This window comes from Ruegeria meonggei (assembly GCF_900172215.1).
Lineage (GTDB): Bacteria > Pseudomonadota > Alphaproteobacteria > Rhodobacterales > Rhodobacteraceae > Ruegeria > Ruegeria meonggei.
This window is the reverse complement of the sequence record NZ_FWFP01000005.1, coordinates 292,756-306,307: the sequence shown is the minus strand read 5'-3', so window position 1 is coordinate 306,307 and position 13,552 is coordinate 292,756. Positions and strand designations below refer to the sequence as shown.

Annotated in this window: 16 protein-coding genes; 4 read left to right on the top strand and 12 right to left on the bottom strand. The window is 59.6% G+C overall.

Annotated features, from left to right (window positions below):
* The first annotated feature begins 45 nt into the window (after nt 1-45).
* Nucleotides 46-372, top strand: coding sequence for an SH3 domain-containing protein (locus RUM8411_RS10535; protein ID WP_085822642.1), 327 nt, complete (start codon nt 46-48; stop codon nt 370-372).
* A gap of 30 nt (nt 373-402) precedes the next feature.
* Here the strand turns inward: RUM8411_RS10535 and RUM8411_RS10530 are convergent, their stop codons facing one another.
* Nucleotides 403-1,890, bottom strand: a complete 1,488-nt coding sequence (locus RUM8411_RS10530) for an ABC transporter substrate-binding protein (protein ID WP_085822641.1) — start codon at nt 1,888-1,890, stop codon at nt 403-405.
* A 171-nt stretch (nt 1,891-2,061) separates the two neighbouring features.
* On the opposite strand from RUM8411_RS10530, the gene panB reads away from it, so the two are divergent.
* From panB to glpK, 3 genes are all read left to right on the top strand, one after another.
* The gene (gene panB / locus RUM8411_RS10525) at nt 2,062-2,901 is read left to right on the top strand and encodes a 3-methyl-2-oxobutanoate hydroxymethyltransferase (protein WP_085822640.1); all 840 of its coding nucleotides are present in this window, start codon (nt 2,062-2,064) and stop codon (nt 2,899-2,901) included.
* Nucleotides 2,898-3,740 carry a pantoate--beta-alanine ligase gene (panC, locus tag RUM8411_RS10520; protein WP_085822639.1) on the top strand — a complete coding sequence of 281 codons (843 nt, stop codon included), beginning with the start codon at nt 2,898-2,900 and terminating at the stop codon, nt 3,738-3,740. The genes panB and panC overlap by 4 nt, the downstream gene beginning before the upstream one ends.
* Before the next feature lie 67 nt (nt 3,741-3,807).
* Entirely contained in the window at nt 3,808-5,286 is a 1,479-nt protein-coding gene (gene glpK / locus RUM8411_RS10515; protein ID WP_085822638.1) for a glycerol kinase GlpK, read from the top strand.
* Nucleotides 5,287-5,299: 13 nt separating this feature from the next.
* Here glpK and smpB read toward each other — a convergent pair whose 3' ends face one another.
* The 11 genes from smpB to RUM8411_RS10465 form a co-directional block, all read right to left on the bottom strand.
* The gene (smpB, locus tag RUM8411_RS10510; protein WP_085822637.1) at nt 5,300-5,776 is read right to left on the bottom strand and encodes an SsrA-binding protein SmpB; all 477 of its coding nucleotides are present in this window, start codon (nt 5,774-5,776) and stop codon (nt 5,300-5,302) included.
* A 47-nt stretch (nt 5,777-5,823) separates the two neighbouring features.
* Nucleotides 5,824-6,366: an isopentenyl-diphosphate Delta-isomerase gene (idi, locus tag RUM8411_RS10505; RefSeq protein ID WP_085822636.1), complete on the bottom strand. Its 543-nt coding sequence runs from the start codon at nt 6,364-6,366 to the stop codon at nt 5,824-5,826.
* Nucleotides 6,338-6,511, bottom strand: a complete 174-nt coding sequence (locus RUM8411_RS22710) for a hypothetical protein (protein ID WP_159453881.1) — start codon at nt 6,509-6,511, stop codon at nt 6,338-6,340. The genes idi and RUM8411_RS22710 overlap by 29 nt, the downstream gene beginning before the upstream one ends.
* 57 nt (nt 6,512-6,568) lie before the next feature.
* Nucleotides 6,569-6,982 (bottom strand): c-type cytochrome, encoded by a 414-nt coding sequence (locus tag RUM8411_RS10500; RefSeq protein WP_085822635.1) that lies wholly within the window; start codon nt 6,980-6,982, stop codon nt 6,569-6,571.
* Between the two features lie 113 nt (nt 6,983-7,095).
* Nucleotides 7,096-8,112 carry a P1 family peptidase gene (locus tag RUM8411_RS10495; protein WP_085822634.1) on the bottom strand — a complete coding sequence of 339 codons (1,017 nt, stop codon included), beginning with the start codon at nt 8,110-8,112 and terminating at the stop codon, nt 7,096-7,098.
* Between the two features lie 81 nt (nt 8,113-8,193).
* Nucleotides 8,194-8,940, bottom strand: a complete 747-nt coding sequence (locus RUM8411_RS10490; RefSeq protein WP_085822633.1) for an SDR family oxidoreductase — start codon at nt 8,938-8,940, stop codon at nt 8,194-8,196.
* 61 nt (nt 8,941-9,001) lie between these two features.
* Nucleotides 9,002-9,421, bottom strand: coding sequence for an alternative ribosome rescue aminoacyl-tRNA hydrolase ArfB (gene arfB, locus RUM8411_RS10485; protein ID WP_085822778.1), 420 nt, complete (start codon nt 9,419-9,421; stop codon nt 9,002-9,004).
* Between the two features lie 262 nt (nt 9,422-9,683).
* The gene (locus RUM8411_RS10480; protein WP_085822632.1) at nt 9,684-10,328 is read right to left on the bottom strand and encodes a queuosine precursor transporter; all 645 of its coding nucleotides are present in this window, start codon (nt 10,326-10,328) and stop codon (nt 9,684-9,686) included.
* A gap of 91 nt (nt 10,329-10,419) precedes the next feature.
* Complete coding sequence (locus tag RUM8411_RS10475; protein WP_085822631.1) at nt 10,420-11,304, bottom strand: esterase-like activity of phytase family protein; 885 nt, start codon at nt 11,302-11,304, stop codon at nt 10,420-10,422.
* Complete coding sequence (gene mepA / locus RUM8411_RS10470; RefSeq protein WP_085822630.1) at nt 11,277-12,140, bottom strand: penicillin-insensitive murein endopeptidase; 864 nt, start codon at nt 12,138-12,140, stop codon at nt 11,277-11,279. The genes RUM8411_RS10475 and mepA overlap by 28 nt, the downstream gene beginning before the upstream one ends.
* The gene (locus tag RUM8411_RS10465; RefSeq protein ID WP_085822629.1) at nt 12,137-13,504 is read right to left on the bottom strand and encodes an MFS transporter; all 1,368 of its coding nucleotides are present in this window, start codon (nt 13,502-13,504) and stop codon (nt 12,137-12,139) included. Before RUM8411_RS10465 ends, mepA begins: the two co-directional genes overlap by 4 nt.
* Nucleotides 13,505-13,552: the final 48 nt, after the last annotated feature.

The window sequence follows — 13,552 nt, the reverse complement described above, 5'->3', positions numbered from 1 at the left end:
CACCCTGCGCCTTAGGCTTTCGGTATTGATTTAGGAGGTTTAGCTATGGATTGTACAAAACTGGCTCTGACACTGGTGTTTTTGGCAGGAACAGCCGCCGCGCAACAATTGGATCAGGATTTCACAATCATCGAGGACGATCAGGCGGCGGGCTGCGCAGGCAGCATCGTCTCGGGCCTGGATCCCAATGGTGACGGGTTTCTGTCCGTGCGCACCGGACCGGGGTCGCAATTCAGTAAGATCGACGAGTTGCACAATGGCGACCTGGTCAGAACCTGCACCCGGGACGGCAAGTGGTACGGTGTGTATTATGGCCAGCCCCGTCGCAAAGGCTGGGTACATGGCAACTGGCTGATCGACGGGGCCGGATAAAAGCCGGGGATTTGATCCCCGGCTATCGGGTCACTCGGACCAGCTGATCTGTGTCAGATCAATTGCAGCTGTGGGTGCGTTTTCCCACAGGCCCTGCACGCCCGCTTTGGCAACGCCCAGCTTGGCCAGCTGGAATAGATAGCCGTTGACATAGTCGTTTGCGATCAGGCGCTGCGCCTCACCCATCAGCTTGGTGCGCTCATCGGGATCAGTGGTTGTGTTCAACGTCTCCATCAGCGCCTGGAAATCGGTGCTGTCATACTGGAAGTAGTAATCGGGCCGCGCATAGATGCCGATATCCATCGGTTCGGTATGGCTGACGATGGTTAGGCCGAAATCCTTACCCTTGAACACCGATTCCAGCCACTGTGCCCATTCCACATTTATGATCTCGGCTTTGATACCAACCTCGGCCAACTGAGCGGCAATGATTTCACCGCCGCGACGGGCATAGGATGGAGGTGGCAGATGCAGGGTAGTTTCGAACCCTTCTGCATAGCCCGCGTCCGCCAACAGTTCGGCGGCTTTTTTGGGGTCATATGCTGAATTTCCGGTCAGATCGACATAAGCTGGATTGTGCGGCGCGAAATGGGTGCCGATTGGCGTGCCGTATCCAAACATCGCGCCGTCAATAATTGCCTGACGGTCGATGGCATGGGCCAGCGCCTGCCGAACGCGGATGTCATCGAGCGGCGGCTGCTTGTTGTTGGTGGACAGGATCGTCTCACCTTCGGTTGACCCCACCAGGACCTGAAACCGCGGATCGGCCTCGAACTGCGGCAGGTTTTCGGGCGCGGGAAAATTGTCGAACACGTCCACATCCTCGGCCATCATCGCCGCAAACGCGGCCGTAGGGTCCGAGATAAATTTGAACGTGGCGGTTTCCAGCGCCGGTTGATCACCCCAATAATCAGGGTTGCGGTTCAGCGTGATGCTGTCGCCCTGCACCCAATCGCCAAAGGTAAAGGCACCGGTGCCCACCGGGTTGGTCTTGATACCTTCAATGCTCTCCGACGCGACTATCACTGCGTCGCCCCAGGCCATGTTGAACAGAAAATTGCCGTTGGGCTCGGACAGGGTGACCTTGACGGTAAGGGGGTCAACAACCTCGACGCTGGCAACTGCGTCGAACAGCGCCTTTTGCGCATTGGCGCTGTCCTCAGCCATCGCCCGGTCAAGGCTGAATTTGACGTCCTCGGCATCCATCGCGGTGCCGTCATGAAAGGTCACGCCATCGCGCAGCTTGAAGGTATAAACGGTACCATCCTCCGTGATCTCCCAGCTTTCAGCCAGGCCGGGCACCACTGATCCGTCACCCATGAACCGGGTCAAACCTTCGAATATGTTGGTATACACCACCGAATCGATAGCCTGCGCCGCGGCGCTGGTTGGGTCCAGATGCGGTGGTTCCAGCTGCATCGCGATGGTGATGTCGGATTTGGCCAGAGCTTGCGTGGCAAACAGGCTGGCCCCGACTGCAAGAACCGACGCAAAGGACCGAAATGTCTGCTTTGTCATAAAAATCTCTCCCCACTGAATATTTGTGGCCCCGTGTTTTCAGGGGCCGTTCTATCGGTAATGTCCCTTTAAACCTTGGGTCAATCAAGGAAATGTTCGCGCAACCGGGGTTTCTATGGCCCGGTCCGATCTGTTATGCCGCGCTGCAACATGAACCCCGGAGGAGCGATCATGAGCGCCACAGCCCGCAAAACGGCCCCGAATGCCCAGGATATCCGTGCCCGCAAAGGCGGCGAACCTTTGGTCAGCCTGACCGCCTATACCACGCCAATGGCGCGGCTGATGGATGATCACTGCGATTTCGTTCTGGTGGGCGACAGTGTCGGCATGGTGCTGCACGGGCTGACCTCGACCCTTGGGGTGACGATGGAGATGATGATCCTGCACGGACAGGCCGTTGCGCGCGGGCTGGACAACGCGATGATGGTCGTCGACATGCCCTTTGCCAGTTACGAGCATTCGCCCGCTGACGCCTTCCGCAACGCCGCCCGCCTGATGGCGGAAACCGGGGCCGGGGCGGTCAAACTGGAAGGTGGTGTCGAAATGGCCGACACCATTCGCTTTCTGGTCCAGCGCGGCATCCCGGTGATGGCGCATATTGGCCTGACGCCGCAATCGATCAATACGCTGGGCGGCTATAAGGTTCAGGGCCGCGACGATCAGGGTCAGACGGTTCTGGCCGATGCCCATGCGGTGACGGCAGCCGGCGCATTTGCCGTCGTATTAGAGAAGGTTCCCCAAGGTCTGGCCGACCGGATCACCGCCGAGATCGCGATCCCCACTATCGGTATAGGCGCATCAGCCGGGTGTGACGGGCAGATTCTGGTGGTGGATGACATGGTCGGCTTTTTTACCGCGTTCAAACCGAAATTCGTCAAACGCTATGCCGAGCTTGGCCAACAGGCCGAAGCCGCCATTGCCGAATACGCCGCTGAAGTGCGCGCGCGCAGCTTTCCCGCATCCGAACATGTGTTCGCCGATCAGGCCCCGGTCAAGGGTCCCAAGACATGACTGCGCCAATCTTGCGCCGGTTAAGCGATCTGCGCACGCTGACGACGCAATGGCGCCGCCAAGGCGAGGCTATCGGCGTGGTTCCCACCATGGGCGCGCTGCATCAGGGTCACCTATCACTGGTTGAAGCCGCAAAGGGGGATTGTGACCGGGTGATCGTGACCATTTTTGTGAACCCCAAACAGTTCAACAACCCCGAAGATCTGGCCAATTACCCGCGGGCCGAACACGAAGACGCGCAAAAGCTGCTGCCCTTTGGTGTCGACGCGATTTATGTACCTGATCCCGAAGAAATCTATCCGCAGGGTTTTGCCACGACGGTATCGGTTGCAGGCCTGACCAATGTGATGGAGGGCGAATTTCGCCCCGGCCATTTCGACGGTGTCGCCACGGTGGTTGCGAAGCTGTTTCTGCAAACTCAGGCAGACAGAGCCTATTTCGGGGAAAAAGACTATCAGCAGTTGATGGTCGTGCGCCGGATGGCACGGGATCTGGACATCCCGGTCCAGGTGGTCGGCTGCCCGACCATGCGCGAAGCCTCGGGCCTTGCGATGTCATCACGCAATCTGCGCCTGTCACCCGAAGGGCTGGAGGTCGCCGCGCACAAGCATAGGATCATGCAGAACCTGGCCCAGGCGCTGAAAAACGGCGATACCTTTGGTCCGCTGGCCACGCAGGCGGAAACGCAGTTGCTGGCCGCAGGATTTGCACAGGTGGAGTATATCCAACTGCGCTGCGCCGAAACGCTGGACCCGTTGACCCACGCCACCCGTCCCGCGCGACTGTTTGCGGCAGCCTGGGCTGATGGCGTGCGCCTGATCGACAATATTCCTGTCTGAACGCTCTGGAACCTGCGTCACTGTTTGCGCTAAAGTCCCGCAAAGCCAAACGGGAGGGGCACGAGGGATGACCTTTATTCTTGCCATTGATCAGGGCACCACATCTTCACGGGCCATTCTGTTCGACGCGAACATGAAGCGCGCGGGCACCGCGCAGCATGAATTTACCCAACATTTCCCGCAGGAAGGCTGGGTCGAACACGACGCTGAGGAAATCTGGGACAGTGTTCTGCGCGTCTGCCGCGAAGCCATGGAGACAACCGGCGTCACCCCTGACCAGATCGCCGGTATAGGCATCACCAATCAGCGCGAAACCACCGTCATCTGGGACCGCGCCACCGGTGCCCCCATCCACAACGCCATCGTCTGGCAGGACCGCCGAACCGCCGATATCTGCGCGCGCTACAAGCAGGCCGGATGCGAAGATGACGTGACCCACCAGACCGGGTTGTTGCTGGATCCGTATTTCTCAGGCACCAAGGTTAAATGGCTGCTGGACAATGTGCCCGGTGCCCGCGACCGCGCCGACGCTGGAGAGTTGATGTTCGGCACCATCGACAGCTTTCTGATCTGGCGCCTGACCGAAGGGCGCAGCCACGCCACCGACGCCACAAACGCTGCGCGCACGCTGCTGTTCGACATTCACAAAGGGGATTGGAGCGCCGAAATTTGCGACCTGCTGGACGTGCCGATGAGCATGCTGCCTACGGTACATGACTGCGCCTCCGATTTCGGCACCACAACCCTTTTGGGAGGGGATATCCCGATTTTGGGCGTCGCGGGCGATCAGCAGGCCGCCACGATCGGACAGGCCTGTTTCCACGCCGGCATGATGAAGTCGACCTATGGTACGGGGTGTTTTGCGCTGCTGAACACTGGCGACAAACCGGTTGAGTCGAAAAACCGCCTGCTGACAACGATTGCCTATCAGCTGGACGGTCAGCGGACTTATGCGCTGGAGGGGTCAATTTTTATCGCGGGTGCGGCGGTTCAATGGCTGCGCGACGCGCTGCAGATCATCGACAACGCTGCCGAAAGCGGCGAACTGGCCGAAAAAGCGGACGCGAACCAACATGTAGTGATGGTGCCCGCCTTTACCGGGCTTGGAGCGCCTTATTGGAACCCTGAATGCCGCGGGGCAATCTTTGGTCTGACGCGCAATTCCGGCCGGGCAGAGATTGCCAACGCAACACTGGAAAGCATCGCCTTCCAGACCCGCGATCTATGGCACGCCATGCAGGGCGACTGGGACGACAACGCCGAGGTGATCCTGCGGGTCGATGGTGGGATGAGCGCCTCGGACTGGGCTATGCAGGGATTGGCCGATCTTTTGGGCGCGCCGGTGGATCGTCCGATGATGCAGGAGACCACCGCGCTGGGGGCCGCCTGGCTTGCGGGGATGCGGGCCGGTGTCTACCCAGACCAGCAGGGATTCTCTGAGACCTGGGCGCTGGATCAGCGGTTTGAACCTGTCTTGTCAGCCGACGAGCGCGACGCCGCCTATACCCGCTGGCAACGTGCGGTGTCCGCAGCGATGGCGTTCTAGAGCGGGCGCAGGATCAGTTGTGATCCTTCATCAGCCGCTGTTTCTGACGTGACCAGTCGCGCTTGGCCTGGGTTTCGCGTTTGTCGTGGTTTTTCTTACCCTTGGCGATGCCGATTTTGATCTTGGCCAGGCCTTTGTGGTTGAAATACATAACCAGCGGCACCAGCGTCATGCCCTTGCGCTGGGTCGCGTTCCACAGATTCGACAGCTCTTTGCGCGACACCAGCAGTTTGCGGCGGCGGCGCTCTTCGTGTTTGAAAGACTTGGCTTGTTCGTAAGGGGCGATATAGCTGTTGACCAGCCACAGCTCTCCGTCATCGACCGAGGCATAGCTTTCGGCGATGTTCGTGCCACCCACACGCAGGGATTTGACCTCGGACCCTTCCAGCATGATGCCGCATTCGAGATCGTCTTCGATTGCGTAATCGAAGCGCGCGCGCCGGTTTTCGGCGATGACTTTGTAATTCGGGTCTGTCTTTTGCTTGGCCATGACGCGTTGATTTAGGCGGCTTAGGCCGCCCTTGCAAGCCGAAGCCGTCAGGACGTGGCCGAGATGATCAAATCGGGGCCAAAAATCGTGTCGGCGTGATTGTGCAGATAAATCTTGAGCCAGGGTGTAAACCGCGCCGGATGGCGCTGCACTTCGGCCAGAAGATCGTGGTAATCGATCCAGCGGATATCCATGACCTCGTCCGGGTTAGGCTCGATCTTGAGCGGGCCACGAACATGGGCCAGAAACACATCGACCACTTCATGTTCGATCATGTTGTTGCCGACATCGGCGTGGTACTCCAGCCGGTGACGATACTCGGGATAAAGACCGGTGATCCCCAGTTCTTCATGCAAACGACGCACAGCGCATTCCGATGGTGTCTCACCCCAGTCGGGATGGGTACAGCAGGTGTTCGCCCACAGGCCCGGCGTGTGGTATTTGCCCATGGCCCGACGTTGCAGCAAAATCTCGGTGCCGCGCACAACAAAGACTGACACTGCCTTGTGCTTGAGGCCTTTTTCATGCGCTTCCAGCTTTTCTACGGGGGTCAATTCACCATCAACCCAGGCTGGGATCATGATTCCCATCTGTCATCTCCTGCTGCCGATCCGCCTGCATGGCCGGGTGTTTCATAGCTGCGGCCTGATCGGCTTGGCTTGGCAAGACGCGCGAATACTGGTCTGAGCCGCGCAGACCCAAAGTGGCGTTGATCCGTCCGTTTTTCAATCGCACGAAAGGCCGCAGGGGCTGCGGCCTTTCGTGGTCTTTCTGAACAGCTGGGATCAGGCGTTATTCGCCAGAGACGCTGACGATATAAGCATAGACGTCTTCACCACCTTTTTTCAGCTTGAAGGTCATTTTGGACTTGGCTGAAGTCTCACCGAGGTAGTCCTTCAGGAACGCCTTGGGATCAACTGCGTATTCAACAAAGGTCGCCTCGTCCCAAACTAGACCATTTTCGCCGGCTGCAACGATGCTGTCGCCATATTTGAACCCTTCCAAGGTGCCGGCGGTGCGGCCATCGATGCCGTACAAATTCGGGCCGGTCTTACCACCTTTGACAATCACTTCGCCTTCGGGATCAGCAATCATGTGGCAGGACTTGCATTTGTTAAAGGTCTTCTTCCCGGCTTCTGCATCACCTTCGGCGTAAGCAGGCATGGCCATCAGGCCCAAAATTGCGGTAGCGAGGATGCGATTCATAGGTTTTGCTCCGATACATATTGGCTGCACCAAATGGAACCTTGGCGCAAGAAAGAGTCAACGCGCAGATTGCCGCGCGAGGACACTGTGTCACCCCGGCCTAGGGGTCGTCCTTAACTTATGTCATATACTTCGGGCCAACATGGTAACAGATCCCCAGGCGCCGGTGTGGCAAGATACACGGCCCGCGCAATCGCCCGGGACAGGCACAGCGCAGCAGCGTGACCCACCATCGCCAGCTCGGCCTCTGCCTGCAATGGCCGCGCGCCCGTGCTGACGCCAAAAACCAGATCGCCATCCCCTGGCGTGTGTGCAGGCAGGACAGCGCGAGCAATACCGTCATGCGCGGCCACGGCCAGCCGCTGACATTGCGGTTTGGTCAAGTTTGCGTCAGTGGCGACAATGGCGATGGTGGTGTTGGTCTTGTCCGGTGCGGCGGGACGCATCGCCTGAGCCTTGCGGCTGGCGGTTGGCAGACCCAAACCAGCGGTGGGGTCCGGCCCCAGCCCACCGAATTCCCCCCCGACCTCGAACGGCGCCGCCCAAAAGTGGCGGTCGCCGGGTGTGGTGACACTGCCCAGCGGATTGGCCGCGACCAGAGCCCCCACCGTCGCACCAGATTCCAGCACCAGCGAAGCCGACCCCAGCCCGCCTTTGTGCATCGCCGCCAGAGCGCCCGTGCCCGCACCAGCGGTGCCCAGAGCAAACTCCACGGCCACGGTTTCCAACGCTGTTCGCCCCAAAGCGCGATAGGGATTATCGGCCCAGTCCTTATTACCGCCATTGAGCAGATCAAACAGGATCGCACCCGGAACGATCGGCACCCTGACGGAGCCGACCTTAAAGCCGCGCCCTTGCGCGCGTAGCCCATCCGAGACACCAGAACAGGCGTCCAGTCCAAAGGCGGACCCGCCGGACAACGTAATGGCATCAACTTGTGTCACCGTTTTATCAGCGGCCAGCAGATCAGTTTCTCGCGTGCCGGGTGCGCCGCCCATGACGTGAACGGACGCCACAAAGGGGTGTTCGGCGGTCAGGACCGTAGTGCCGGATTTCAGCGCAATGTCCTGTGCGTTGCCGACACGCAGGCCGGGGACATCGGTGATCAGGTTTCTGGGTCCGGGGGTCATTGCGATCTCGGGTGTTGGTGTGAAAAAGCGCGCGGGCGCGCTGCCTCCGGCGGGGATATTATCAGCCAGATGAAGAGCGGATCAGATGCAGCGGCCACCGTCGACCTCCAGCGCTGTGCCGGTGATCATGCTGGCCTCGTCCGAGCACAGAAAGCAGGCGGCGTTGGCCATGTCTTCGGGGGTTGAGAAGCGGCCCAGCGGGATGGTCGACAGGAATTTGGCGCGAACCTCGGGCGTGTCTTCACCCATGAAGGATTTCAGCAACGGCGTTTCCCCTGCCACCGGGCAGATCGCGTTGACACGCACGCCGGAAGACGCGAGTTCCACGGCCATTGTCTTGGTTGCCGTGATCATCCAACCTTTGGAGGCGTTGTACCAGTTCAGGTTCGGGCGCGGCGACAGACCCGCGGTTGAGGCGACGTTCAGGATCGCTCCGGTGCCACGGCCTTTCATCTGCGGGACAAACGCACGAGCGGTCAGGTAGACGGATTTCATGTTCACGTTGAACACCCGGTCGAAGTCATCCTCGCTGACTTCTTCCAAAGGGGTCGGCAGATGGGTGACGCCTGCATTGTTGACCAGAATATCGAGCGAACCAAACTGATCGCGGACGGCCTCTGCCATCGCCTGCACCGACGCAGCATCCGCCACATCGACTTGATGCGCGATGGCCTGCGGGCCCAGAGTGGTCGCCATATCGCGGGCCGCATCGCCATTGATATCAGCAATCATGACACGCGCGCCTTCGGTCAGGAATTTCCGTGCAATACCTGCGCCAAATCCAGATGCGCCGCCCGTCACAATCGCGGTTTTTCCATCAAGCCGCATGGCCTTACCCCTTAGATCCTCTTTGCGTGGCAGAGTAGCAAGGCGGCGCGAAACTACCAGATCAATCTTCGGGCACCTGGCCCCGTAATGCCTTGACGTTTGAACGCGCCTTTTTAGACGCCAACCGCCGCTTGACCGACCCATAGGTAGGCTTGGTGGCAATGCGCCGTTTGGGTTTGATCAGCGCGCGGGCGATCAGCTCGGCCAGTCGGGCGCGAGCGATCTCACGGTTACGGGCCTGTGATCGGGTTTCCTCGCACTGGATGATGATCGCGCCCTCTTTGGTCCAGCGCCGCCCGGCCAGCCGTTTCAGACGCGCCTTGATCGGATCAGGCAGCGAGGGCGAGCGCGCCGCCTCGAACCGCAATTCCACGGCGGTGGACACTTTGTTGACGTTCTGCCCGCCGGGACCGGACGAACGCACAAAGCTCTCGGTCAGTTCCCAGTCTTGCAGGGTGATATCGTCGTTGATGCGCAACATGTTGGCGACCTTACAGGCGGCGTGCAGAAACAAAAAGGGCCGCCCCGGCGGGACGGCCCTTCGAAAGTTCAGGAGGTGGGGTCGGTTAGATCAATCGACCAGCCGGAGCGAGCGCTCCGCCAAGGGCTGCCCTAACGGGCGATCCCCCCGGTTGTTCCGACACCTCTCTCCAATCTCTTTCTCGACACTGGATCACCTCCTTTTCTATCTGTTGCGGTTGAAAAGAAGCGTGCCACAAGTTGTGCCATTCTCAAAGCGTTTTTTATGCCGGCTGTGCGGTCAGGCGGGCAACGATCATCTTGAAGGGGATCAGCGCCACCAGCGCCAGTGATAGTTTCACCAACCAATCGGCAAAGGCCAGCGTCACCCACAGCGGAGCCATCGGACCAGACAGCATGAAGGGCACAGGCTCCCACGCCCAGCTGATTGCGGCGTCGGCATTGGCACCAAAGATCGCAACCGAGGCGGAAAAGGCGATGGTGAAGAACAGTGCAGTGTCCAGTGCGGAACCAACCAGGGTCGAGACAAGCGGCGCACGCCACCAACGACCGCCGCGCATGGCGTTGAACACGGTGACGTCGGTCAGCTGTGCCAACAAGAACGCAGTTCCCGAGGCGACAGCGATCCGCAGCGGCACGGCGGCATAGGTGAACCCATCCCCCTGCAGCATGATCTGGCTGCCGATCAGCGAACAGATGATGCCGGTGACAAACCCGGCCAACACGACCTTGCGGGCGGTGGCCACGCCATAGATGCGATTCATGATGTCAGTGACCAGAAAGGCCAGAGGATAGGTGAAGGCACCCCAGGTCAGCAGGCCGTCAAGGATCAGGAACTGGACCAGAATGTTCGAGGCCACAACAATGGCGGCCATGGCAAGAATGCCGGGAATGAAAGCGCGTTGCATATTTTGATGCCCGTTTTGACAAGGTAGCGGCGACTTGGCCAAGGGACCGTCCCAAGGCAAGCCGTGCGTTTAGACCTTTGCTTAGGCCCTGTCAATCGGGCAGCAGATATTCCACGAGTTCAGTGCGCTGCAGGGCCAGAAAGTTGTCATCCGAAATCATTGTTCCGCGCAACCTCCCCTGTGTATCGCGCCACACGGACAGACCTTCGAGGTTGTCATGTGTGCCAGTGCCGGTTTCGAACAGGATCTCCTCGGCACCCGGTCCATCGTCAGCGATCTGCCAACGACGCAGGCGTGATCGGAACCCAATCAGCGACAAAGCCCGTTCCAGTACATAAAACCGACCATCGGGGCCGAAATCCGCGGCCACGGGCAGGAATCTGCCCCGTTGAGGCAGAACAAATGGCGTCGCCCATGTCTGGCCATCCCAACGATAGACCGGGATGTCACCCTGCGCGGTGCGGTTTTGTTCAGGCATCGTGTAAAGCCGACCGCGACCATCAATCGCCAGCGCTTCGAAGGCGCCGTTGCCCTCAAGCCCGCGGAACGCTGCAGGTCGGGGCAGCACCCGCGCTTTTGCACCGGGTGAGGCGTAATAGGCCACGCGATGAACTCCTTCGAAGGACACATAGAACCCACCATTTGGCGCCATAGCGATGCCCTCGGAATCGCCTACATAGCCCGGCAATTTTTGCCCGGTGCTGGACAGAACCGGCCAATGCCCGGTGGTTTGAATTCCGGTGATCAAGTCCTCGTCCCGGTCAATCCTGGCATGGACAAGGACCGCGCGGTCGCTCAGCGCGACCATGCGGCGACCGTCGTCATAGATATGAACCGCCGAGAACCCGCCAAACCAGTCCGCTGTGCCGCGCCAGGCAAAGCTGTTCAGATGGTTGGCCGTCCGGACCTCAACCGCCCAAACCGTTCCCGCCAGAACCAGCGCTGCGATCAGTTGGACTGCAGGACCTGGGCGCATTGCTGGGGCAAATCTGCCATCCGATACTCACGACGTTTCTTGGGCGCAGGTGCGTTTGGATCGGGCGGCGGTGGGTTAAGGATGTTGTTTACCCATTGCTGCGCGTCGGCACATCCGTCCCCCTTGGGCGGCGGGTCCTGATTGACGCAACCGCGCGATCCTCTGGGGCATTTCAGTCGAACATGGAAGTGATAGTGATGCCCCCACCAGGGTCGGATTTTGCGTAGGTAGGCCCGGTTTCCCTTTTCCTCGTTACACATTTGCACCTTGGCGCCGGGAAACACGAAAATCCGCGCGACACGCTTGTCCTTGGCGGCCTCACGCAGCACCGCGTGGTGCTGTTTGGTCCAGTTGCCGTTGATAAAGGCTCCATTGGCCCGACGCAGGGAAATGGACGAGATATTCTCGCGCGCTTTGCGGCTGAGCCTCATGTTGTCCCCGGGCAACATCCAGATATCGATATCCAGCCCCAACTGGTGACTGCGATGGCCTGAGGTCATCGGCCCACCGCGCGGCTGGCTAATATCCCCAATATATAGACCATTCCATCCCGGTTGTTTCGACGCAAACCGGCTGAGGTCCTGCACATAATCAATCGCCTCGGGGTGGCCCCAGTTGCGATTACGCGACAGGCGCATGGCCTGCCATGTCGGTCCGGTTTCGGGCAGTTGCACCGACCCGGCCGCACATCCGCGCGAATAACTGCCGAAGGCGGCCGGCTTTTGTTGTGAGTTCTGCTTTTGCGCCCCGAACAATTGCTTGGCCAGCGGTTGCGCCGTAGCCGTGCCTGCCCATGCGATCGCGGCCAAAACGGCCAAAAAACGTAGTAAAATCATCTGCTCTGATCCCCTTCCGGTTTCACCCAGCGCATCAGGATTAATCCCACAATAAACAACAGAATGATCGGTGACACCCCCAGACGTGCACTGCCGGTCACGGCTGTGGCAATACCGATCAACAGTGGCGCAGCAAAAGCGGTGGCACGACCCGACAGGCCATAAAGACCAAAGCTTTCGACCGGGGCCTTGGGGTCGGTATGGCGCACCATCAGCGATCGGCTGGCGGATTGTAGGATGCCGCCCATACCGCCAATCAGAACACCGCACCCGAAAAACACCAGATCCGGCAGACCGGACCCATCCGGCAGGGCGATCCCGTAAACTTGCGTCCGGTCCATCGACACAACGGTCACACAGACAAAGATCAGCACCCAGATCGCCACCAGAATGACCGGTTTAGGGCCGTGTTTGCGATCCAGCTTACCCCCGATCCACGCAAAGATGGCCGACGCCAGAACGCTGACAATCCCGAACACACCGATCTTGATCAAGTCCCATTCCAACACCAGCGCTGCATAGACGCCGCCGAAACTGTACAGCCCGTTCAGCGCATCGCGGTAGAACATGGAGGACCCCAGATAGCTTGCCAGGCTAATCCGGTGGCGCAGGTCCGACACTGATTTGGCCAACAGACCCAACGCCGCGCGCAAACTGCCCTGTTTGTTCGTATCCGGATCATCGCGAACCCACAGAAAATAGGGCACCATGAACAGGATGAACCATCCGGCCGTGAACGGCCCAACAAAGCGGGTGCCCTCTCGCATAGCGGCGTCCAGGCCGAATATCGGATCCATCCCGATCAGCGTCTTGCCATTGGGCTGTTCGACAAACAGCGCCAGCATAATCGCCAACGAGATCAGGCCGCCAAAGTACCCAAAAGCAAAGCCTGAACCCGAAATCTCGCCTACTTCGTCATCATCACCCAGCTCGGGCAGTTGCGAGTTGATGAAGATCAACGCGTATTCCGCACCCACAAAACCCAGACCAAAGGCCGACAACATCAGCCACATGTTTGACCCATCGGGCAACGTGTACCACAGCGCCGCCGAGCCCACGGCATACATCACTGAAAAGGCAAATATCCAGGGGATACGCCGCCCCGACACGTCCGCCATCGCCCCCAACAAGGGCGCGCCAAAGGCGATGATCAACCCGGTGATGGTCAGGCAATTCGCCCAGACCGTTTGTGCCTGCGCGGCCGCCGCCTGCGCGTCCAGACCAGTATTGGCATAATACCCGGCGGCAACCCCGGCGAAGTAGGGCCCAAAGACAAAAGTGACCAAAAGCGAATGATAGGGCTGACTGGCCCAGTCGAAAAACCACCAGCCCCAGATGCGCCTGCGCTTGGAAATCTCTGCCATCACTGCCTCTGTTTATTGTTGCTTTCATATGACGAGGCTTTGGGCCAA